Source organism: Hymenobacter qilianensis (assembly GCF_014638675.1).
GTDB classification, from domain to species: Bacteria; Bacteroidota; Bacteroidia; order Cytophagales; family Hymenobacteraceae; genus Hymenobacter; species Hymenobacter qilianensis.
Genome location: NZ_BMFN01000002.1, coordinates 290,849 through 311,253, shown reverse-complemented (window position 1 = coordinate 311,253; position 20,405 = coordinate 290,849). Strand labels below are relative to the sequence as shown.

The window sequence follows — 20,405 nt, the reverse complement described above, 5'->3', positions numbered from 1 at the left end:
AGCGAAACAGTAAGTAACAGGCGCTTTATGTGGCTCAAGTGGCAACGGGCGGTAGTGCTGATAGCAGCCTTCGGGCTGCTGACGCTCCCAGCCTGCGGGCAAAATACGTCCGCGCCGGAAACGGTGAGTCCGGCGTACCGGCAGATGCTCAGGACGCTGTACCGCGAAACGGTGCCTACCATTCAGGCTGCTGCCCTGGCCGATCTGCTGCAAGACAAGCCCAAAAAGGTCTTGCTGCTCGACACCCGCGCGCCCGCTGAATACAAGGTAAGCCACTTGACGGGTGCCCGGTTCGTTGATTTTTCTTCTTTTAAAAAGAACGATTTTAAGAGCTTCCCCCGAGATCAAACGGTGGTTGTGTACTGCTCCGTGGGCTACCGTAGCGAGCGGGTAGGCGAGCGACTTAAAAATCTGGGCTTCCGTGATGTACGCAACCTGTATGGGGGCATTTTTCAGTGGGTGAATGAAGGGCGGCCCGTGTACAATGCTGCTGGTCCTACACGCCAGATTCATCCGTATTCGGCGCTATGGAGCGTGTGGCTGCGGCAAGGCGAGCAGGTGTATCAATAACGTAAACTACCCGGCGTGGCCACCAATAACTCCCAAAAGCATCTGCTCATTTTTGCCCGGTTGCCGGCGTTGGGCCAGGTAAAAACCCGGCTGGCGCAAAGCATCGGCGACGAGGCGGCTTTGGCTGTATACCGTGAGCTGCTAGCCTGCACCCGCGCCGCCGCCGATGGCTTTGGGGGGCAAAAAACGGTGTGGTTAACTCAGTCCCCCAGTTTGCCCTTAACGCCAGAGGCGGTAGCTGCTGAATGGCCCGCATACAACTGGCAACCGCAGCCGCCCGGCGACTTGGGGGGCAAAATGCAGCACGCATTTACGCAGGCGTTTGCAGTTGGCGCCACCTCGGTCGTAATCATCGGGACGGATTGCCCTGGCCTTACCACGGCGCTGTTGAGCCAGGCTTTCGAACGGCTGGCTACGCACGATGTGGTGGTAGGCCCCGCGGCTGATGGTGGTTATTATCTGTTGGGAATGAATACTTTACATCCGGCCTTATTCCAGCAGAAAGCCTGGAGCACTGCCTCCGTCCTGCACGATACTCTGGCTGATGCGGCTCGCCTGGGCCTGCAAGTTGCCCGCCTCCCTACCATGCACGATGTCGATACCGCCGACGATCTGGCCGTGTGGCGCGCGGCAGAAAATCAAGCGAAGTAGACACTACAGTAGTGTTTCGCCGTACTAGCACCATTCTACTTGATTAAGCTGGTTCGTATGCACGCTGTCTGTCGTTTTTTAATTGGTTTGGGATTCGTGGCCTTAGGCAATGGTCTTAACGCCTGCTCCACTTCTGAGGAGGAAGTAGTATCGGGGAGGAAGAGCAGGCCAGTGCTGGATGATAATGCTGCTTTGCTCAAACTAGCGCCTCACTTCAATCAGCAGTGGGCAATGGCCAAATGGTGGGAAGATGGACTGGCCGAAGTGGCTACCTACGAGGCTGAGCGGGTAGTTTACGACAAAGTGCGTCGTTTCGAATACACGCTTATCACTGTAAAAGAGGAGTTTACGCCGCAGTTCAACGTGAAAACCGACACTCTTCAGCGGCCCGACCTGTTTCCGGTGATGAAGGTGAATCAGTTTTGCCGCATTGAAACCGACCAGTATCCTTATCACTACCTCACGTCTCTGTTTTTCCGGCGCGATGAGCCTATGGCCCTGCACAAGATGACGACCTCGTCACAGGAGTGGTGCGGCAACACATTCAAGGCCATCACGGACGAAGGGCTACACTATCTTCAAACCTATAATTCGTACTGGGATGGGCAGGGTAGTGGGGAGCGGCAGCTTCGGCGCGATGTGCTTTTTGAGGATGCACTGCCTTACACCCTGCGCAGCCTCCGCTTTACCCGCAAACCTAGCTTTCGAGTGACCGTCGCGGAGTTGCAGCAAACCAGCAAAGCCTCCCGGCCTAGCTACTACACTGCGCAGGTGAAGGTAGAAGATGGTTTGGCTGCTGACACTCCCGAGCCCGCGTGGCGGGTAACGGTAGCGCTGGCCGATAACAAGCAGAATGTGTATTGGTTTGCCAAGAAATACCCCAACGTTCTGCTGCGTCAAACTACCTGGGATGGCCGCAATCTGCGCCTCAAATCGGTGCGGCGCTATGCTTACTGGAAAGCTTAAGAAGTGCTGCGGTAAGTGCTATTTAATCAGGTTGTTAACTTGATGATGCCGTACGCTTTCACGGAGCCAGGTATAGGCTGAGGCAACGTCCTCAAAGCTGACAATCATCGGCTTGCTGATGCAGGAAAGGGCATCATCAATGACACTCCGGCTGAGATAATTGGGGGAGTACACCCAAGCCAGATAATGCAGGCCCGCGTCAGCGAGCGTCTGGAAAAATGCTTCGTCCAGCCACTGGGAAGCCTCCTGCCAAGGGCCCTCCAAATTGGAGTTGTCATTCAGCATCTTCTGGCATTTGGTGCGCCGCAGCCACTCTACCAGTTGTTGGCGACCCACCCAAATAGATGACTCGTTTTGCTCGCCTTTCCAATCCACGTAGAGCCACTGGTTACAATGGTCGTGGGCAATGCAGATTGAGGGCGTATCCAGCAGTATTTCTAAGCCTGGCATTAACAGATTATTCCGGGAGCTCTTTCCCTGGTGAGGTACGTGGAGTGCGTATTAATACTAGTAAACAGCAGCTTTTGATGGGATAAACCTAAGTGTTTAACGTAGTAATAAAAACCAATCGGATTAAAATAATCTAAAATTCACACATAATATTATCTTATATTAGTATTTAAATAATTATATATTAATTATACAAGTATATGATATACAAAGTATTGCATAGGAGTTAATTGGTTCGGATATGATGGGCATCTGTAACCCAACCCATCGGTTTAAGTAAGACTACTTCCCATACAAGTACTCCTATCACCAGCCCGTACTCCAAGCTTACCAGTAATAGGTTTTCGGAGTAAACAGGGGTTTGATAGGCGGCGTAAGAAAGCCAAACCATCCCCGACCAGACGATGCTGTAGCGGTAAGGCGTGAAGCAAGCGAAGGCAATCAGCGGCGTCAGATACCAGGGATGCACCGTTGTAGCCAGCAGATAGTAGAGCGTGAGCGCCAGCAAAAGCGTTTGGCCCAGCGAGGCTACTGTGGGCTGATGCTCACGCCAAGCCAACAGCAACAGGAGCAGGCCGGCGGTCAGGGCCAGGCCGGTACCGATGGTGGCTATCAGGTTGTAGCCTACCAGCCAGTAGCCTGCCGCTCGGAGCAAGTAGTAGAAGCTGGCGTTGAACTCGAAGGTATGAAAATACAGGTCGAGGCTGCGGCCGAAGTTGCTGAACAAATCAAGGGACATGAACGGCGTAAAAAAGCCCCCCACAACCAAGCTCAGCACGGCAGCATAGCCTAAAAAAGCCCCCCAACCCAGGCGCCGGATCAGAAATGGAAGCACCAGCAGCGGCAGCAGTTTGGTGGCCACTGCCAGCCCCAGCGCCCCTGCCGACCACACCCACCGGCCCCGCGTCAAGGCCCACCAAGCTGCCAGCAGCCCGCAGATGAGCAATGCTTCAAAATGGAGGTTGCCCGTCAGCTCTACAATAACCAGCGGATTGAGCACGTACCATAAAGCTCGGTGCTTGGGTTGGCCGAAAGCGCGTAATAGGCTCATTAACAGCAGAGCAGTAATGCATTCCGCGCCTAGTAGTACGGCCCGCAGTAAGACAATAAAGCCTCGTTCGCTGTGCGGAAAAAGCCAGGCGGCCACCCCAAACACGGCTTGGCAAACCGGTGGGTAAACTGAGAAATAATGAGGGGAGTTGAGCTTAGGATACAGATCGGTGAGTTGTTGCTGCAACTGCACGTTGCCGGTGGGAGCAGGGGGCGCCAGCAGGTCGGTGGGGCGGTGCAGATAAGGATTTTGCCCCCCAGCCACCAGCAGGCCGTCCCAGCGGAAGCGGTGATAGTCGTCGGAGAGGGCGGGGGTAGCAGGCAGCCACAGCAGCCGAAACAGCAGCCCTGCAACCAAGGCTGCCCGCAACGGCAACTGGCTGCGCACAAGCCAGAAATAGGCGGCAAATGCCACGGCTATCAGGCCGAGCAGCTGCCCGAAATTTGCCCGTGGCGTGGCATAGGCTACCCCCGCATATGCCGCCGAACTGAGCATGAGAGCAATGAGCTGACGAGTAAATGGGCGAGGCATTGCGTTAGCCTTGAGCAGATTAGCTTATTTGGAGTGACGGACTGAGTAATAAAAAACCAAGCCATAGCCGACCACCAAAAGCAGGTGGAACGGCAACAGGCCATAGTCGCCGATGTACAAGCCGGCTCCGATGCCGAATAGGAAGTACAGCATCAGCAGCCCTTCCAGCACCGTAAGGCCGTCGAAGCGGCCGGTGCGGTAGCGGCGGCCCTGCCAGGTGCCTTGCCGCCTGACCAAGCCCATTTTGGGAGTGCGGATAAAAGCCGAGCGACGACCCATCAGCCCCAGCAGCACTGCCCTTGAGTTGTGCAGAGCCAAGCCCATCGATACAGCCAGGAATAGCAGGAATTTACGCAAAAAAGCCCCCCAGCCCGCCGCCGGATTATCGTAGCGCCATGCCGTGTAATAATAGTATACCAACGGCAGCAGGGTAAGCAAAAACACGCTGGCCAGCTGGAATACGGGTTCGAGCTCCGGTAATTGCTGGCGCACAAATACCAGCGGTACGCTTAGCACCGACAGGATAAGGATGGACAGGAAAACGGTGCTGTTGAGCAGGTGAAAGGTGGCGTGCAGCTTGGTGGAGAAGGGAAGACTTGACTTTAGCACGCTGCCTAAATGCTTGCGGGCAGTTTCGGCGCCGCCCTTGGTCCAGCGAAACTGCTGCGACTTCAGCGCATCCATTGCGGCCGGCAGCTCGGCGGGCGCCACAACTTGAGGCAGATACACAAATTCCCAATTGCGCAACTGGGCGCGATAACTCAGGTCGAGGTCTTCGGTGAGCGTATCGCTGTGCCAGCCTCCCGAATCTTCGATGCAGCCCCGCCGCCACACGCCGCCCGTACCGTTGAAGTTGATAAAATGCCCCCCGGCCAGCCGCCCTACTTGCTCTACATAAAAGTGTGCATTCAGGGCAAAGGCTTGCAGTTCCGTAAGCAACGAATATTCCTCGTTGAGATGGGCCCAACGCGTTTGCACCACACCCACTGCTGCATTGGAAAAGTAAGGAACGGTACGCAGCAGGAAGTCGGGTTCGGGCACGAAATCAGCATCAAAAATAGCGACAAGCTCCGCATCTGTACAATTTAAGGCGTGCTTTAATGCGCCTGCTTTAAACCCTTCACGATCAGACCGTATAATATGATCAATATTAATGCCTTGCGCCCGGTGCCAGGCTATCCGGGTGGCGGCCAGCGCAACGGTTTCGTCGGTGGAATCGTCGAGTACTTGTATGTGCAGTTTATCGCGTGGATAGGCGAGGGCAGCTGCCGCATCAATGATCCGCTCTACCACATACAGCTCATTGTATACGGGCAGTTGCACCGTTACCAAAGGCCACTCAGCAGGCGGAGTAGGGGCCGGCGGTGCCGGGATGCGGTAGGCGCGCCGGGCCAGCCGCGTGAGCTGCAGCTGACTGAGGCTAAAGCCCAGAATAAACGTGAGACACAACCCATAAAGAGCCAGAAGAATAATTTCCAGCTCTTTCATGAATGCAGTAAAAGGGGCATGAGAGGGAGCATTGCAAAAACGGCCGTGGAAAGTGTGCCTTCTCCTTCAACCCGTTCCATGAAGCCTTGTTGGGTGCGGTTTGCCTACAAATACTTAAAAATCGTCCACAGGATCTTGTAGCCCGCGCCCACTGTGCCCGCCACCGTGCCCGATACCTTCGATTTGCCGATACGGCGGCGGTAACGCACAGGCACTTCGGTGGTGCGCAGTTTGAGCTTAGCGGCTTTAAGCTGCATCTCAACTGTCCAGCCGTAGGTTTTGTCCTGCATGTTCAGTCGCTTCAACGCCGAGGTCCGGATAGCCCGAAAAGGGCCCAGATCAGTGTAGCGAGCGCCGTAGAAGGAGTGCAGCAACGTGGTAGCCAGCCAATTGCCAAATATCTGCTGGGGTAGCATGGAGCCTTTTTCCCGTTTGCCCAAGGCCCGGGAGCCAATTACCATGTCGGCCTCGCCGCGCAGAATAGGCGCCAGCACCTGGGGCATATCCTTGGGAAAGTCGGAGTAGTCGCCGTCGAGAAACACGATGATTTCGGGCTGCTCCTCCGCGGGGCGTGCAAAGCAGTGGGCCATCCCCCGCAGGCAAGCGTAGCCGTAGCCCGCCCGACGCTCCAACAGCACCGTAGAGCCGGATGCCCGGGCTATGAGCCCCGTATCATCCGTGGAGTTGTTATCGACCACTATTATCTCCCGCACCAGATTCTTCGGAATCTCTAGGATAACGTGCGAAATAGAATGCACCTCGTTGTAGGCGGGAATAATAACATCGATAATGGGGGTGGGGGGCAAATCGGACATACACAGGAGGCGAGTTGCACAAAGATGCCGATTCTTTTTCGCGCTATCTTTCCTGCTCACTTATACGCGGCTCACATGCTTCAGATTGGCGACCAAGCTCCCGACTTTACCCTGCGCACTACCACCGGCGCCACCTTTCGCCTCGCCGAACAGCGCGGCCAGCGCGCCATTGTACTTTATTTCTACCCTAAAGACGATACGCCCGGCTGCACGGCCGAAGCCTGCTCTTTCCGCGACCAGTACGAAGATTTTCAGGACCTGGGAGCTGAAGTAATCGGCGTCAGCTCCGACAGTGAGGCTTCCCACCAGAAATTCACCCAGAAGCACCGGCTGCCATTCCCGTTGCTGGCTGATGAAGGTGGGAAAGTGCGGAAGCTCTATGAAGTGCCTCGCTCGCTACTCGGCATTCTGCCGGGCCGCGTTACGTTCGTAATTGACAAGCAGGGCGTAATTCAATACATCTTCAACTCCATGCAGCGCGCCACCGACCACGTATCGAAGGCCAAGGAAGTGCTGGCGGGACTAGCCAGGTAAAATCGAATTCAACAACTTCCTCATGAAAAAGCCTCTCCTGCTGCTGCTCCTGCTGCCGCTTCAGCTTTTGGCCCAAATACCCCCCAGCCTCAACGCTACCCTCGACGGCTACGAGTATCCATACCCCGTTAAAACGTTGGTGTTGAAGCTGGAAGGCCAGGCCGCGCGCATGGCCTACATGGACGTGGCACCCACGGCCCGCGCCAACGGCCGCACCGTGGTGTTGCTGCACGGTAAGAACTTCTTTGCCGCCTACTGGCGCGAAACTATCAAGGCGCTGGCCCAAGCTGGCTTTCGGGTGGTCGCGCCTGATCAGGTGGGCTTTGGCAAGTCAGATAAGCCGGCGCTCTACTATTCGTTTCATCAGCTGGCCCGCAATACCAAGCATCTGCTCGACACGCTGGGCGTGCGTAAAGCCGTAATTGTGGGCCATAGCATGGGCGGAATGCTGGCCACCCGCTTTGCCCTGCTTTACCCCGAAAACACGGAAAGGCTGGTATTGGAAAACCCCATTGGGCTGGAGGATTACCGCGTCGGCGTGCCTTTTCAATCGGTGGATCAGTCGCTGGCAACGGAGCTGAAAACCACGGAAGCGAGCATCCGCAAGTATCACGCAACCTATTACCCCAATGGCTACCCCGCAGCCCACGATGAATGGGTGCGGCCGCTGGCCGCCCAAACAACTCACCCCGATTTCCCGAAGGTTGCCCTGGCCAGCGCGCTTACCTATCAGATGATTTATCAGCAGCCAGTGGCTTACGAGTTCAAACGCGTAGCCGTGCCCACGCTGCTCATCATTGGTCAGCAAGACCGTACGGTAGTAGGCAAAGGCTTAGTGAAAGATCCGAAAGTGCTGGCTACCATGGGCCAGTATCCGGCACTAGGCAAGCGCACCGCTGAGCAGATCCGGGGGGCAAAATTGGTGGCCTTGGAGAGGGTAGGCCACATTCCGCATCTGGAGGTGCCCAAGGAGTTTCAGGCGGCGCTGTTGGCTTTTCTGAAGTAAAAGCCTGGAGTAAATTGAACGTCATGCAGAGCGGAGCGAAGCATCTCGCTCGCAGTCGTTGTAATGCTAATCCAACGTCAGCACGCGAGATGCTTCGCTCCGCTCTGCATGACGGACGGGAGAAGTCGATAAAGCAAAAGGCCTCAAGACTGAAATATCTTGAGGCCTTTTGCTGTGCTACAAGGTAGCAAGCCTTAACTCAGTATCCGCAGCGAATCGGCGTGAATGAGTTGCGATGCTTGATACCGACCCTCTCGGGGGGCATTTTCTAGGTTGAGTACACCGCGCGGGCAGGCCGTTGAGCACATGCCACAGCCCACGCAGGAGGCGCGGATGATGGGCTCACCGCGCTGAGCGTACTGCTTGACATCGATGCCCATTTCGCAGACGTTGGAGCAGTTGCCGCAGCTAATGCATTGGCCGCCGTTGGTGGTGATGCGGAAGCGGGAAAAGTGCTTTTGCAGCAATCCTAGGTAAGCTGCCATGGGGCAGCCAAACCGACACCACACCCTGTTTCCCATGATAGGGTAGAAGCCCACGCCCACCACGCCCGAAAACACGGCTCCAATGGCAAAACCGTAGAACTTGTTGAGGCTATTGCCAATTTCTCCTAGGAAGCTGCCATACAGTTGGTTTACCCATAACAGCACCGTAATCAGCACGATCAGGGCGAGGATGGGGTATACAAGGCGCACTTCCCAGCGCCAGGCAGCGCGGCTTTTGTCTGAGAGGTGGCGGTAAGGGTCGCCGGCAGTTTCGGCCAGGCCGCCGCAGCCGCATACCCACGAGCAATACCAGCGCTTACCGTAAAAGTAGGTTAGGATGGGCGTGGCAACCAACGACATAATTGCCCCCCAGAACACCATAAACACGCCCAGACCGCCATTCTTTACCAGATCAGCCACTCCGCCCGGAAACAGGTAGTCATACTTTAGTGGCCAGAAGTAAGAGAAGTAGAACTCGGGCTGTTGAAAAAATAACAGCAGGCCCGGCAACAAAAACGCGAAGCCCAGCTGGAAAAACATCACCGATAGCGTGCGAATGAGCTGGTAGCGGGAGTGGCGATATTTCCACAGGGCCCGGCCGCCCATAAGCAGCACGGCCAGCGTGTAGAAGGTGCCGTACAAAAACCACTGGTCAGCGGCGCGGTTGCGCAAGGCCTGGCTGAATGGGTCGAGGGTGCGGATCAGGTTTTCGAGGTACTGCGGAAACCAATACAGCAGAACATAGAAGCCCGTGAGCACCAGCCCCGTAACCCAGGCAATAGCCCCACGGCTGGTGCTGGCGCGCAGCCACAGATTGTTCTGCTTTACGCCCGCCTCACCTTGCCCGAATTTATACCAGGCCCAGGCAAGCGTACCGCCACTAATGAGCCCAAGCGCAACATACATGCTCAGGCGAGCCCGCTCCCCATCGTCGTCGAAGGCTGCGCCCAGCAAAGCCAGTAACCCCAGCGCCACGGCCGCCAGCGTAGCTTTCTCCTTCGCATCGGTCACTGGTAAAGGTGCCTGGGCAAGGGCAAAGGAGTGATCGGAAGTGACTTCCATAGAAGCAGAGGGATGCTAAAACCGTTATGATATTACAATCGTCATGCAGAACGCAGTGAAGCATCTCGCTCGCGGTAGCAGGATTACTAACCTAAATGCGTGAGCGAGATGCTTCACTGCGTTCTGCATGACCGCCTACTGACGGAATTTGCTGGATTAATGATGGTGATGATGGTGGCCTTCGTCGGGCTTGCCGAAAAGGTTTATGAGGGAGCCGATAATGTAAACGCCCGTCCAGCACAGATACAGCCAGTTAAAGCCTTCTGGCATTTGTTGGGGGGCAAAAAAGTGAAGTATCAGGTGGGCGCCAATGCTCATGATCAGGCCGGTGATGGCAATGAACTGGTAGCTGTTGAGGGCGCTGGGGCGATAGAGTTTGGAAAGATCCACGGAGAATAGTTGAATGAGAAATACCTGACAATCAGGTGAAGGTGCTAAGAACGATAAATCAAGCCGACGCACATTTAATTCAGTTATCACCGTTTTACGGCCAAAATTTCAGCAAACTGCCGTTGAATAGCTGGCTCATGGCGGCGGTAAAACTCGGGGTCAAAGTTGGCGGTTTTTAGCCGCCCGATAACCGTATGGATGGGCGTTTGGGTCTTAATCCAGTTCTCGCATACGGCCTGGCGTAAGCGCAGGCCCATCGCGTTAAATCCAACTACAGCATCATGGGCGTGGGGGGCAAAATTGATGCGTAGCGCACAGTTGCCTGTGGGATGCTGCCAGTAAAAGCTCTCTATGTCAGTTGGCGTGCGCGCTGGCACCTGCCCATACGTTTGGTATTCAAGGTTGAAGAACTTTGCCGAGTTAAACCACACGCCGCGCCGATAGGGAGTTGGCCGGCCGCAGATGGTGTGGGCTACGGTTTCGCCTTGCATACGCCCAGTGTACCAAAGCTGCTCAATGGGCACCTCGCCCGCGCCGGGCTGGCGGTGCTGAGCACAGTCGCCGGCGGCGTACACATCTGGGAGGTTCGTTTGCAGCAGTTCATTTACCAGAATTCCCCGATCGGTTTCTACTGTTGAGCTTTGGGCCAGACTTAAATTCGGCGTGACGCCGATGCCTAAGCCAACCCACTGACACGGTAATTCCTCGCCCTGGCTGGTCACAATGGCGCGCACGCGGCCGTCGGTATCGCCCAATATTTCGCGTAGCTCCGTGCGGTAGCGCACGTCCACGTCGTGCTGACGAAACTGCTTGTCAACTAGTTCAGCTTCTTCGGGGGGCAAAACGGAGCCCCAATAATGCTGGTCGCGTACGAGCACGGTGGCGGCTATGCGGCGGGTGTGCAGCATTTCGGCCAGCTCCACGCCAATTAGGCCGCCGCCAACTACCACGCCCCGGCTGATACCCTGCGTATCTCGCTCCATCTGGGCCAAATCGGGGAGGCCATAAAGGCCTTGCACACCTAGCAGATCCTGGCCGGGCCAACCAGCGCGCCGCGACACTGAGCCGGTGGCTAGCAGCAAATTGTCATAGGAAATGGTTTGGCCGGTGCTTAGCTGAACTTGATGCTGATCGGCATCAAGGGCCGTAGCCGTCCCATGTACCAACTCGAGCCGATTTTCTTTCCAAAACCAGTCCTCATAAGGCTTTATATCCTGATAGCGCAGGTGGCCCATGTACACGTACATCAGAGCCGTGCGCGAGTAGTGGTGCTCACTCTCATCCGACACGAGCGTGATGCGCGCTGCAGGCTGGAGGCGCCGCACGGTTTGGGCCGCCGTCACGCCCGTAATGCCGTTACCGATGATAACCAGGTGCATGGATGGGATTTAGATGTTGGGTATGAAGCGTCTTCTCTTGACTGATTGTTATATAGATAGACCGTCATGCTTCGCTTTGCTCTGCATGACCGCCTATAATGACCGACCTTTGAAAGCATAACATATCAAAAAAGCCCCCCGGCTGAGCGTAGCTCGCAACTTGCAGAGCACAACATTGGTTAGTGGTGTCAGGTTTGCAAATCCACGGCGGATCAGTTGGCCGTATTCCCCCTAAACCTACTCATTTATGCGTCCTTCTGGATTTCTGACCTTTCGGCCCTTGCGCCTGTTGACTTTGCTCACAGCTCTCTGGCTACCACTGGGGGGCATTTTGGCAGCCCCCATTGCGCCATCTTTCACCGCTGCCACGTCGGCTTTCCTGCAGAAATACGTGAATGCCGATGGCAACGTAAACTACGCCGCTATCAAAAAGCAGCCTGCCGTGCTGAATAGTCTGCTTCAAACCGTGCAAAGTTTCGACACGAAAACCATGTCGGCGGCCGAGCGCAAAGCATTTTATCTCAACGCTTACAACCTCGTTGTGATTGGAGCAGTAGTGGAGCGCTTTCCCATTGCGTCGGTGATGAAGGTTCAGGGCTTTTTCGATAAGCTGCCTTTTACCATTGCCGGCGAAAAAATGACGCTGAACGAGTTGGAAACCAATAAGCTGCGAAAGCCTTACAACGACCCGCGCATTCATTTTGCCTTGGTCTGCGCGGCTAAAGGCTGCCCCCGACTCAGCCGCGAAGCCTTTGCCGCTCCCACACTCGATGCCCAGCTGTCAGCTCAAACCAAGCGCGTGCTCACCGATCCTACGTTTATTCGGCTGAATGCAACGGCTAAAAAAGTCCAGGTTTCGGAAATCTTTAAATGGTACGCCGCCGATTTTAACGCCTCGGGGCAGCCCCTTATTCCTTACCTCAATCAGTACCGGGCCGCGCAGCCCATCCCGGCTACCTATGCCATTGACTATTATCCTTACGATTGGTCGCTGAATACTTTATAAAGACCGGAGTAGGTGCCACAACCGAAAGCATAGCCATATAACTGTGCGTTGCCATCAGCCGTAAGCAAAAGAAACTCAGGCATTCCACCCAGAAAACATACGACGATGATTTTAGATAAACTTTTCGGCGACGACGATAATAACGAGAACGGCGACATTACCGAAGGCAAAGGCGTTTCCAAAAACGAGGAGTTCGAGGCCCATAAAAAGGTTCAGCAAACGGAAAGCAACGGTAAAGAGGCCAATGACCCATCGGCGCAGCGCAACACGGGCGCCAATGGCTACACCCAGCGCAGCGACCAGAAAGACCAGCTCGAAAATCTGCACATTGGTGGCGACGAAACCACTCCTCAAGGTGGCAACGACCATAAAAATGCCGGCGAGCAAGCTCAAGGCCCTGGTTTTGAAGCCGAAGGTACCTATGAGCTAGATCACAAAGTGCGTTCGGGAGAACAGGAGTTTGGCGAGAAGAAAGCCAGCACTTCCGGCGAGCCACCTAAGGATGGTACTATCTCACAATAAATAGTACACAGCTTTAGCTCCAAAACCCCACGCTCCCGGCGTGGGGTTTTTTGTGTGCATTCCGCTGAGGTTCATCTTAGCGTTAGTACCGGTCCTATAATTACTTGCTGCTTGCGTGAGCCACTGGAAGTGTCAGCCGGGCTTTATAAAGCGCATGTCTTAGGCTGATGTGCATCTCTATAAGTGTAGCTATTGATGGTTAGTATAGCAATTGATAAATATTTATGGTTGAGCCTCGAAAAAAAATATTTCTTGAAAAAGTGCTTTAGCTGTGTTAAAACAGCCTTAATCATGATTGTGTTACTTATTATGACTAAATATTTATAAAAACATTGTTTGATATGTGACGATTCATATATATTTACAACATGAAACTTAGGAACAGGAGTAATCCCCCTAATCTTTCATCCGCCCCTCTCACTACCTATTGCCGCTACAATGACCTCACTCGTTACCCTTAAGGCTCTTAATAGGCCAATGCTGGCTCTGATGATAGCAGGCAGCTGTTTGCTTTCCAATTTTGCTCACGCAAACGATCCTACCGCGAAGGATAAGAAGGGGAAGGTTGCTACCCCGGCAGCTCCGGTAGTTACTGAAGCGGCTCCGGTTTCTGTTAGTTCTACCGCTGCTACAGTGGTGCTCACTGGCCGCATTCGCAACGAAGAAGGTCAGCCCTTGGCTGGTGCCACCGTTTATTTGCAAGGCAGTGCAGTAGCCGTTACCACCGATGAGCAAGGTATCTTCTCCTTGGAAGTGCCTGCCGCCGGTAAGAAAACACTTCGCTATGGCTACGGTGGCTACCAAGACCGCGACGTGGTAGTGAGCAGCAGCGCACCATTCACCATGAGCCTGCACCCCAGCAACGAAACTGCCAAGCAGCGCAAAGACCAATAATATACCAGCACCGCCCACAAAAAAGCCCCCCAGCTTCGTAGCTGGGGGGCTTTTTTACAAGCTATAACTCTTAAGCCTTCACTTTTGACTCAGGACGAGACGCGAACCGCTTGCCAAAGAAGAAGTACACCGGCACCCCCACAGCTACCAGCAGCAGTCCCAAGCCAGAGTCGCGCGCCGTCTCGGGCGAGACGAGCAGAATAACGCAGAAGGCAGAGGCCAGAATAACGTAGAGCAGCGGAATAACCGGATAGCCTAGCGCCTTGTAAGGGCGGGGCGCATCGGGGCGCGTGCGGCGCAGAATGAAGATGCCTATGATGGTGATTACATAAAACAGAATCACCGAAAACATCACATAGTTAAGCAGTTGCCCATAAGAGCCCGTCAGGCACAACCCGCAGGCCCACAGGCATTGGGCCCACAGCGCCACACCAGGCACACCGGCTTTGTTGAGCCGCGCCATTCGGGGAAAAAACAAGCCGTCTTTGGCCATAGCGTAGTAAGCGCGCGCCCCACTCAGGATGATGCTGTTGTTGGCGCCAAACGTGCTGATCATGATAAGCACAGCCATGACGTAGGCGCCGGCCCGACCCAAAATGCTCTCCGCCACGGCCGTAGCTACCAAATCGCCCTTCGTGTACATGATGCCGCGCCCCAGAATATCGGTAGCGTCGGGGCTGCCTTTCAAGGGAAGCACCAGCAGATATACCAGGTTGATAAGCAGGTACAAGCCCGTAACGATGGCCGTCCCAATAGCCATGCTGAGCACTATGGTGCGCTCGGGCCGCACGATTTCGTCGCCGGAGAAGCCGATGTTATTCCAGGCGTCGGAGCTAAACAACGAGCCAGTCATCGCCAACCCAATGGCGCCAACCAACCCCCAGACACTCAGGGGCACCGCCTCGCCCGTAGGGGAGAAGCTTGCTGCCTGCCACATATCACTAAAGTTGACGGCGAGGGCTTCCTGGTTGATACCCAGCGCCAAGCCAAACATAATCAGGAGGGCTAGCGCTACCAGCTTGGTAGTACCAAATATGTTCGAAATAAGCTTGCCGCCGCGCACGCCTTGCGCATTTACCCACGTCAGGCCCACAAGCATAAGCACCGCCAGTAACATAACGGTGTTAAGCTTGAAGCCAAGAATGGAGAACAGAATATGGTCCTCGCTAAACCACGGCACCAGCACGCCCACAAACCGCGCAAAAGCCACCGCCACCGCCGCTATTACACCGGTTTGGATAACCAGAAATAGCGACCAGCCATACAGAAAGGCCACCAGCTTATTGTAGGCTTCGCGCAGATAAACGTATTGCCCGCCCACCTTCGGAAACATGGAGGCCAGCTCGCCATAGCTTACCGCCCCGGCCAGGGTAATAAATCCCGTAACCAGCCACACGACCAGCAGCCAGCCGGGCGAACCTACTTTCCGCGAGATATCAGCGGAGACAATGAAAATACCAGAACCGATCATGCTGCCCGTCACAATCATGATGGCATCGAAGAGCGTAATGGCGCGTTGAAACTGACCTTGTTTTTCAGGCATGAGAGAGGGTAGAAGTAGATTCAGGGGCGGAAGATAGAAAAGAAAAGCCCTGTCCAGTTCAATACAATAGAGCTGGGGGGCAAATTATAGCCGAAAAGATATAAACGGGAGTCTTACACCTCCAGCTTCGGCAGGCGCCAGTGGCGCCCCATGAGCTTGAGCATGGTGCGCCGCCAGCGGGGCAGGTTGCGGTAAGCCAGCTCCTCCTGATGCAGGCGCGGAATATCGAGGCGGGTGGCGCGCTCGTACAGCTCATCGGGGCCGCAATGCTGGTACTTCTGAAAAAGCTGGGCCATGGTTGGCCTGATCGATTTCAGATTCCAGTAGTGTAGCACGTACGGCGCCGCCTCGGCAATGGCCCCGTCAACCTGAAACCGCATACTGAAAGCCAGTTGCTCCATAATGTGCCTGTTATAGCTGGAGTACAGGGCCTCCGCCAACTCGCGCACATCTGGTAGCGCCTTTACTGCGGGGCTGGGAAGACCAATTACCCCCGAGTTATACAGTTGCGTAGTAGCATGTATATGAAGCGAATAGCTGCCAATATGCCATTGATGCCTGTTTAGGCGACGGTAGATTTTGCGGCTGAGTTCATTGCCATCAGCCATTGTGCCTTCACAAATGTGCATAAACCGCTGACCCCTTCCGATGGCTTGAAAGACAGGTGCCGGATCGCGTATCCAAATAGTGTCGGTGTCCACAAACAATAGATTGCCAGCATAATGCGCCGCAGCGTGTTCCAGCACCGCAATTTTGAGCAAGTACACCCGGCTGCCGTACCATGCTTGCCATTGCTCGGGCGAAATAGCCGGATATTTAACATCTGTCCGCTCTCCCAGCACCTTCTGAAACTCCTCCGGCCGATCCGTATAAACGCAAATATTGGCTGGCGACTCTTGGGCTACTTTGTTGTAAGACAGAATGCTATAAAGGGCTTCACTGCAAATGTCGTTGTAGCCGTAGGCTAAATAAAGTAAAGAGTTCATCCGCTGTAAGCCATTTGGGGTTAATACCTTATTGCCGAGCTACACCTGTCAGCGTCATGGCATCAGCGCCGCATTGGCGTCTGGTCATCAGCCCTACTTCATTGCGATAGTTAAAAAGTAGCGCAAAAAGATCTTAAGTCAAAGGAAAGCCGATTCGGAGCTGAATTGGGCCAGAAATCATACATTACGCCATGCAACTCCTTTTTCTGGTATTTGGTAACAACCTGCAAAATCACTTTCAGGCTCACTTTTCCATCCTATCCTTTTTGCGGCAGAAGAACAGTGGGTTGGCTGGGATTACCGTCGTTACCGACGCCCCCGATTTCTATCTGCATCTGGCACAGCACATAACCGTGCACACGCTCGACGCCCATACTTTACAGGAGTGGCAGGGAGAGTACAGGTTTTTCTGGCGGGCCAAGATTAAGGCCCTGGAGTACGCCGTTCGTCAGCACCCCGAAGCACCGCTGCTCTACCTCGATACCGACACGTTTCTACACGGCTCGTTAGCTAAACTAAGGCAGGAGTTATCCGATGGAGTAGCTTTTATGCATGAAGCAGAAGGCCCTCTAGCCAGCCTGACCAGTAAAACGGAGCGCCGAATGTGGCAGCAGGTAAAAGATCGGAGCTTTGGCGGCGTCGCTATGCATGAGCAGCTCCTCATGTGGAATGCTGGCGTGGTTGGTATTCCTGCTTCCAAGAATCTGGAGGCCGTCGGGTTGGCGCTTCGCATTTGCGACGAGCTATGCGAGCAGCAGGTTACGCCCCGCCTGATAGAGCAGTTTGCCTTGTCAGTGGCTTTGGCCGAAACCTATACCCTTCGGGCGGCGCGCGCGCACCTGGGGCACTACTGGAGCACCAAAGACGACTGGAATGCGAGTATCAGCGCTTTTTTCCTTGAGTCTCACCTCAAAAAACGTACGGTAGAGGCCGAATTGGCTGCTATGAGCACCTTCGATTATCAGAATCTGCCTATTAAACAGAAGGTGCGGAACACGCAGCGGCGGTTAGAAAACCTGGTGCAGCGGCTGTTTCCGCCCCAGCAGGTGAATTATATTGAGTAGCGAGGTTATTCGTCATGTGCAGTTCATCTGCGTACAACCTTCCGGGGCGCTTAGCCGAATAGCTACCTTTGCCCCCTTGTCACGCACCCCGGCCACCTAATGTCGCAGAAGCTTCTGGTGTTTTTGGTAGGACTGCTGCTGGTTTCGGCTCTCGGCTCTTACCTGTATTACCGCCGTTCGGTGGCCAGCACCCCCGTAGATCCCTGGGCGCTGGTGCCCGACGATGCCGCGTTGGTTATTGCTACCCGCGACCATCCTACGCTGGTGCGCCATCTGAAGGAAACCCAAATTTGGGACAACCTGACTGGGGTCCGCTACTTTCAGCAGATCGAGGAAAACTCGGCCCTGATTGACAGTGTGGCTGGTAGCCCGAGCGTGGTGATGGGCTTTTTGGGTACTAAGCTGGTTCTTACCTCCTTGCATGTCACAGGGCCTACCACTTTCGACCTCCTGTTTCAAGTGCCTATTGGCACCGTGCGGGAATACCGGCAGCTACGGGGCCTGATAAACGGCTTGGGCCAGGATGCGCGCTACCGCGTAACCACGCGAGAGTATCGGGGCCAGCAGATTACGGATTTGCGGCTACGGGGTACAGGCCATGGAATTACGTTCCTTAATTACCGCAACCAACTCATTATGAGTACTAATGCGGGCCTGGTGGAAACGGTGGTAAGACGGCTGGAGCAACCAGAGCTGCCTTCAATTGCTGCCGATTTTAAGAATACCGACTACCTCCAGCATAAAGATGTGGATGCGATGCTGCTGCTTAACTACCGGCAGTTTCCGCGCTTTCTGGGGGTGTTCTTTCGCCCTGAGCTGCGGCCCAGCCTGGAAAGCATAACGGGCCTGGGCCACAATGGACTGCTGGGAATGAAGCTTGTGGGCAACAAGATTTTATTCAACGGCTTCACCAATCCCGAAACCACCCGCGATGCTTTGCACCAGCGCCTGCGTGGCCAATCTGCCCAGCGCCTGCGTATGGCCGACGTGCTGCCGCTGCGCACCGCCTTGCTGCTGCACCTCGGCTTGCAAGACATGACCAGGCTTCCGGTGGCGCGGCGGTCAGCCCCGGTCGATACGCTCGCGGACCGCACCGGCTCTCTGCTCGATAGCCTGACGGCGTCCTTCAGCCGGGAGGCCGCTTTGTGCTATCTGGGCTCGTCATCGCCCCGCCAGATTCCGGCTAAGCTCGCGCTGGTTTATTGCCCCGACCCGCTCCGCACGGCTACGTTACTGGGCCAGCTGCGCCGCCTCACCGGCACGAGTCCTTCCTTTGAGCGGGTGGGGCCTTACCGGATATATCAGGGCGGTGTGCCCGAATTGCCTAGCCGCCTTCTGGGGGGCTTTTTTACGGGCTTCGATGAGGCTCCCGTGATAGCGCAGGTCGGTGATTATCTGGCGTTTGGAAAAGATGTTGCCACGCTGCGCACCTGGCTGGATGATGTGGTTGGGAAGGCCACCTGGAGCAGCTCGCCCGCGCAGGTGGCCTTCCTGCAAGAAACTCAACCGCTGGCGCGCGTAAGCCTGATAATGGATACCCGGAATAGCTGGAACGTGCTGCTGCGGGCTTTGGTAGAGGAACGCCGGGCGGGCCTGCTGCGCAATGAGGCTTTGTTTAAGCGCTTTCCCCAGTTGGCATTGCAGTTTGTGCCTCCCACCAATGAAGCCGATGAAGATGCCCAATACTACACCCAGCTGCTGCTGCGGCATCCGGCGGTAGGTCCGGCCGTGGCCGGCCTGCAAGGTGCCAATGCTACGGGTGGCTTACTCACCTTCAAAACGCCCTTATCTAGCTCACCTACCTTGGTAATCATAAAAGGAGCTAGGATACCCGGCGTGCTCGTGCAGGATAGGGCGCAAGTGCTGCACTACATAACCCCCGATAATGTGGTGGCCTGGTCTGATACGCTGCCGGGGCCGGTGGTTGGGCCTGTCAGCCGATTGCCGGTGGGGGGCAATTCGGGCTATCTGCTGGCCACGCCCACTCAGTTGCACCTGCTCGACATGCAGGGGCGTTTGGCGCCAAACTTCCCCCTGAACCTGCCCGATACGGTGCGCGCCAGCTCGCTTACCGCTGGCCCAGCCATCGGAAAAACGCCCCCCGGCTTACTGGTTGGGGGCGGCGGCGGCAATCTGTTTTTATTTAATACCAACGGTCGAGTATTCCCAGGCTGGCAACCCAAGCGACTGGATTTCAACCTGGCCGCGCCACCTCATTATCTGGTTGTTGGCGGACGTACGGTAATTGTGGCACTGCTGGAGAATGGCTATGTGTATGCCTATAATCAGCAAGGTAATCTGTATCCCGGCTTTCCCCTTAGTGTGGGCTCCCGACTCAACACGGGCGCTTTCGTGGAGGCCGGCACTACTTTGGGCCGCACCCGCCTGACGGTTGTAAACCAGCACGGGGAGAGAATTACCTTTAACCTAAGTGGCGACGTGGTCAGCCGCAGCCGGGTAGCTACCTGGAGCCGTAGCTCAGTGTTTCGCCTCGTGCCTGACCAAGCCCGCCGCGGCTACGTGGTAGCACGGGAGGAGGGAGGCAGAGTAAGTATCTTCGATCCATCGGGCCGGCAGCTTTTAACGCAGAATTTTCTGACCTCGGGCCGCAAGCCTATACAATACTTTGACTTTGGCGCTGGCCGGCGCGTGGTTGTCATCACGGAGCCGGCTCCTCAGCGGGCCTACGTTTACGACGCTCAGGGACGCCTGGTAGGAGGGCAGCCATTTGTGAGTACCGCCCCTGAAGTTGGGCTGCACTACGAGGCCGTGACTGGTACCTACTACTTATTTCGTACAGTAGAGGCCGAGCTTCGACGCACCGATTTGAAAATGAATTAGCGCCTTTATCAGAACCGTACTTCGGCTTAGGTACATTAATTGCTTGCATTACCCCGTTATCCGACGAAGATAACGGGGTTTATTTTTTATTATAATAATCGAAGATAAACAGCCAAAAATGCCGTTTTAGCTTGCAAGTTTCTAACTTCAGGTAATAAAAGGAAAGAAGGC

19 protein-coding genes are annotated in these 20,405 nt (G+C 55.2%); 10 read left to right on the top strand and 9 right to left on the bottom strand.

What is annotated here, in order from left to right; translation table 11 throughout:
* Positions 1 to 27: 27 nt before the first annotated feature.
* Genes IEW06_RS09220 through IEW06_RS09210 form a run of 3 tightly spaced genes read left to right on the top strand, consistent with a single transcriptional unit; the run spans position 28 to position 2,187 of the window.
* The gene (locus IEW06_RS09220) at positions 28 to 570 is read left to right on the top strand and encodes a rhodanese-like domain-containing protein (RefSeq protein WP_187732282.1); all 543 of its coding nucleotides are present in this window, start codon (positions 28 to 30) and stop codon (positions 568 to 570) included.
* A gap of 15 nt (positions 571 to 585) precedes the next feature.
* The gene (locus IEW06_RS09215) at positions 586 to 1,221 is read left to right on the top strand and encodes a TIGR04282 family arsenosugar biosynthesis glycosyltransferase (protein WP_188548158.1); all 636 of its coding nucleotides are present in this window, start codon (positions 586 to 588) and stop codon (positions 1,219 to 1,221) included.
* Positions 1,222 to 1,278: 57 nt separating this feature from the next.
* Complete coding sequence (locus IEW06_RS09210) at positions 1,279 to 2,187, top strand: hypothetical protein (protein ID WP_187732281.1); 909 nt, start codon at positions 1,279 to 1,281, stop codon at positions 2,185 to 2,187.
* Between the two features lie 18 nt (positions 2,188 to 2,205).
* On the opposite strand, the gene IEW06_RS09205 is transcribed toward IEW06_RS09210, so the two are convergent.
* The 4 genes from IEW06_RS09205 to IEW06_RS09190 all read right to left on the bottom strand — a co-directional run bounded on the left by IEW06_RS09205 (position 2,206) and on the right by IEW06_RS09190 (position 6,522).
* Positions 2,206 to 2,637 carry a hypothetical protein gene (locus tag IEW06_RS09205; protein WP_188548157.1) on the bottom strand — a complete coding sequence of 144 codons (432 nt, stop codon included), beginning with the start codon at positions 2,635 to 2,637 and terminating at the stop codon, positions 2,206 to 2,208.
* Between the two features lie 226 nt (positions 2,638 to 2,863).
* Positions 2,864 to 4,219 carry an MptA/MptB family glycosyltransferase gene (locus IEW06_RS09200; protein WP_188548155.1) on the bottom strand — a complete coding sequence of 452 codons (1,356 nt, stop codon included), beginning with the start codon at positions 4,217 to 4,219 and terminating at the stop codon, positions 2,864 to 2,866.
* A gap of 24 nt (positions 4,220 to 4,243) precedes the next feature.
* Positions 4,244 to 5,707: a cellulose synthase family protein gene (locus IEW06_RS09195; protein WP_187732277.1), complete on the bottom strand. Its 1,464-nt coding sequence runs from the start codon at positions 5,705 to 5,707 to the stop codon at positions 4,244 to 4,246.
* Positions 5,708 to 5,811: 104 nt separating this feature from the next.
* On the bottom strand, positions 5,812 to 6,522 hold the full coding sequence (locus IEW06_RS09190) for a glycosyltransferase family 2 protein (protein ID WP_188548154.1): 711 nt from the start codon (positions 6,520 to 6,522) through the stop codon (positions 5,812 to 5,814).
* 24 nt (positions 6,523 to 6,546) lie between these two features.
* Between IEW06_RS09190 and IEW06_RS09185 the strand changes: the two genes are divergently transcribed.
* Both IEW06_RS09185 and IEW06_RS09180 read left to right on the top strand, forming a co-directional pair.
* Positions 6,547 to 7,056 (top strand): peroxiredoxin, encoded by a 510-nt coding sequence (locus IEW06_RS09185; protein WP_229743083.1) that lies wholly within the window; start codon positions 6,547 to 6,549, stop codon positions 7,054 to 7,056.
* A gap of 22 nt (positions 7,057 to 7,078) precedes the next feature.
* Positions 7,079 to 8,062, top strand: coding sequence for an alpha/beta fold hydrolase (locus tag IEW06_RS09180; RefSeq protein ID WP_187732274.1), 984 nt, complete (start codon positions 7,079 to 7,081; stop codon positions 8,060 to 8,062).
* 194 nt (positions 8,063 to 8,256) lie between these two features.
* On the opposite strand, the gene IEW06_RS09175 is transcribed toward IEW06_RS09180, so the two are convergent.
* The 3 genes from IEW06_RS09175 to IEW06_RS09165 form a co-directional block, all read right to left on the bottom strand.
* Positions 8,257 to 9,609: a 4Fe-4S binding protein gene (locus IEW06_RS09175; protein WP_188548152.1), complete on the bottom strand. Its 1,353-nt coding sequence runs from the start codon at positions 9,607 to 9,609 to the stop codon at positions 8,257 to 8,259.
* A gap of 156 nt (positions 9,610 to 9,765) precedes the next feature.
* Positions 9,766 to 9,999: a hypothetical protein gene (locus tag IEW06_RS09170; RefSeq protein WP_188548150.1), complete on the bottom strand. Its 234-nt coding sequence runs from the start codon at positions 9,997 to 9,999 to the stop codon at positions 9,766 to 9,768.
* Between the two features lie 86 nt (positions 10,000 to 10,085).
* Positions 10,086 to 11,378 carry an NAD(P)/FAD-dependent oxidoreductase gene (locus IEW06_RS09165; protein WP_188548147.1) on the bottom strand — a complete coding sequence of 431 codons (1,293 nt, stop codon included), beginning with the start codon at positions 11,376 to 11,378 and terminating at the stop codon, positions 10,086 to 10,088.
* Between the two features lie 247 nt (positions 11,379 to 11,625).
* Here IEW06_RS09165 and IEW06_RS09160 point away from each other — a divergent pair, with 247 nt between their 5' ends.
* The 3 genes from IEW06_RS09160 to IEW06_RS09150 all read left to right on the top strand — a co-directional run bounded on the left by IEW06_RS09160 (position 11,626) and on the right by IEW06_RS09150 (position 13,800).
* The gene (locus IEW06_RS09160; protein ID WP_187732273.1) at positions 11,626 to 12,384 is read left to right on the top strand and encodes a DUF547 domain-containing protein; all 759 of its coding nucleotides are present in this window, start codon (positions 11,626 to 11,628) and stop codon (positions 12,382 to 12,384) included.
* Positions 12,385 to 12,489: 105 nt separating this feature from the next.
* The gene (locus IEW06_RS09155) at positions 12,490 to 12,906 is read left to right on the top strand and encodes a hypothetical protein (RefSeq protein WP_223284571.1); all 417 of its coding nucleotides are present in this window, start codon (positions 12,490 to 12,492) and stop codon (positions 12,904 to 12,906) included.
* Between the two features lie 438 nt (positions 12,907 to 13,344).
* Positions 13,345 to 13,800 carry a carboxypeptidase-like regulatory domain-containing protein gene (locus IEW06_RS09150; protein WP_187732272.1) on the top strand — a complete coding sequence of 152 codons (456 nt, stop codon included), beginning with the start codon at positions 13,345 to 13,347 and terminating at the stop codon, positions 13,798 to 13,800.
* Between the two features lie 70 nt (positions 13,801 to 13,870).
* On the opposite strand, the gene IEW06_RS09145 is transcribed toward IEW06_RS09150, so the two are convergent.
* Positions 13,871 to 15,343, bottom strand: coding sequence for an APC family permease (locus tag IEW06_RS09145; protein ID WP_187732271.1), 1,473 nt, complete (start codon positions 15,341 to 15,343; stop codon positions 13,871 to 13,873).
* A gap of 113 nt (positions 15,344 to 15,456) precedes the next feature.
* On the bottom strand, positions 15,457 to 16,329 hold the full coding sequence (locus tag IEW06_RS09140) for a hypothetical protein (RefSeq protein WP_187732270.1): 873 nt from the start codon (positions 16,327 to 16,329) through the stop codon (positions 15,457 to 15,459).
* 191 nt (positions 16,330 to 16,520) lie between these two features.
* Between IEW06_RS09140 and IEW06_RS09135 the strand changes: the two genes are divergently transcribed.
* Positions 16,521 to 17,393, top strand: a complete 873-nt coding sequence (locus IEW06_RS09135; protein WP_187732269.1) for a hypothetical protein — start codon at positions 16,521 to 16,523, stop codon at positions 17,391 to 17,393.
* Positions 17,394 to 17,492: 99 nt separating this feature from the next.
* Positions 17,493 to 20,234 (top strand): hypothetical protein, encoded by a 2,742-nt coding sequence (locus IEW06_RS09130; protein ID WP_188548145.1) that lies wholly within the window; start codon positions 17,493 to 17,495, stop codon positions 20,232 to 20,234.
* Positions 20,235 to 20,405: the final 171 nt, after the last annotated feature.

Coding starts and splice junctions, on each gene's coding strand:
- IEW06_RS09190 (WP_188548154.1), bottom strand. CDS start 6,522: ATGTCCGATTTGCCCCCCACCCCCATTATCGATGTTATTATTCCCGCC.
- IEW06_RS09210 (WP_187732281.1), top strand. CDS start 1,279: ATGCACGCTGTCTGTCGTTTTTTAATTGGTTTGGGATTCGTGGCCTTA.
- IEW06_RS09185 (WP_229743083.1), top strand. CDS start 6,547: ATGCCGATTCTTTTTCGCGCTATCTTTCCTGCTCACTTATACGCGGCT.
- IEW06_RS09195 (WP_187732277.1), bottom strand. CDS start 5,707: ATGAAAGAGCTGGAAATTATTCTTCTGGCTCTTTATGGGTTGTGTCTC.
- IEW06_RS09150 (WP_187732272.1), top strand. CDS start 13,345: ATGACCTCACTCGTTACCCTTAAGGCTCTTAATAGGCCAATGCTGGCT.
- IEW06_RS09155 (WP_223284571.1), top strand. CDS start 12,490: ATGATTTTAGATAAACTTTTCGGCGACGACGATAATAACGAGAACGGC.
- IEW06_RS09180 (WP_187732274.1), top strand. CDS start 7,079: ATGAAAAAGCCTCTCCTGCTGCTGCTCCTGCTGCCGCTTCAGCTTTTG.
- IEW06_RS09160 (WP_187732273.1), top strand. CDS start 11,626: ATGCGTCCTTCTGGATTTCTGACCTTTCGGCCCTTGCGCCTGTTGACT.
- IEW06_RS09165 (WP_188548147.1), bottom strand. CDS start 11,378: ATGCACCTGGTTATCATCGGTAACGGCATTACGGGCGTGACGGCGGCC.
- IEW06_RS09135 (WP_187732269.1), top strand. CDS start 16,521: ATGCAACTCCTTTTTCTGGTATTTGGTAACAACCTGCAAAATCACTTT.
- IEW06_RS09145 (WP_187732271.1), bottom strand. CDS start 15,343: ATGCCTGAAAAACAAGGTCAGTTTCAACGCGCCATTACGCTCTTCGAT.
- IEW06_RS09200 (WP_188548155.1), bottom strand. CDS start 4,219: ATGCCTCGCCCATTTACTCGTCAGCTCATTGCTCTCATGCTCAGTTCG.
- IEW06_RS09205 (WP_188548157.1), bottom strand. CDS start 2,637: ATGCCAGGCTTAGAAATACTGCTGGATACGCCCTCAATCTGCATTGCC.
- IEW06_RS09220 (WP_187732282.1), top strand. CDS start 28: ATGTGGCTCAAGTGGCAACGGGCGGTAGTGCTGATAGCAGCCTTCGGG.
- IEW06_RS09175 (WP_188548152.1), bottom strand. CDS start 9,609: ATGGAAGTCACTTCCGATCACTCCTTTGCCCTTGCCCAGGCACCTTTA.
- IEW06_RS09140 (WP_187732270.1), bottom strand. CDS start 16,329: ATGAACTCTTTACTTTATTTAGCCTACGGCTACAACGACATTTGCAGT.
- IEW06_RS09130 (WP_188548145.1), top strand. CDS start 17,493: ATGTCGCAGAAGCTTCTGGTGTTTTTGGTAGGACTGCTGCTGGTTTCG.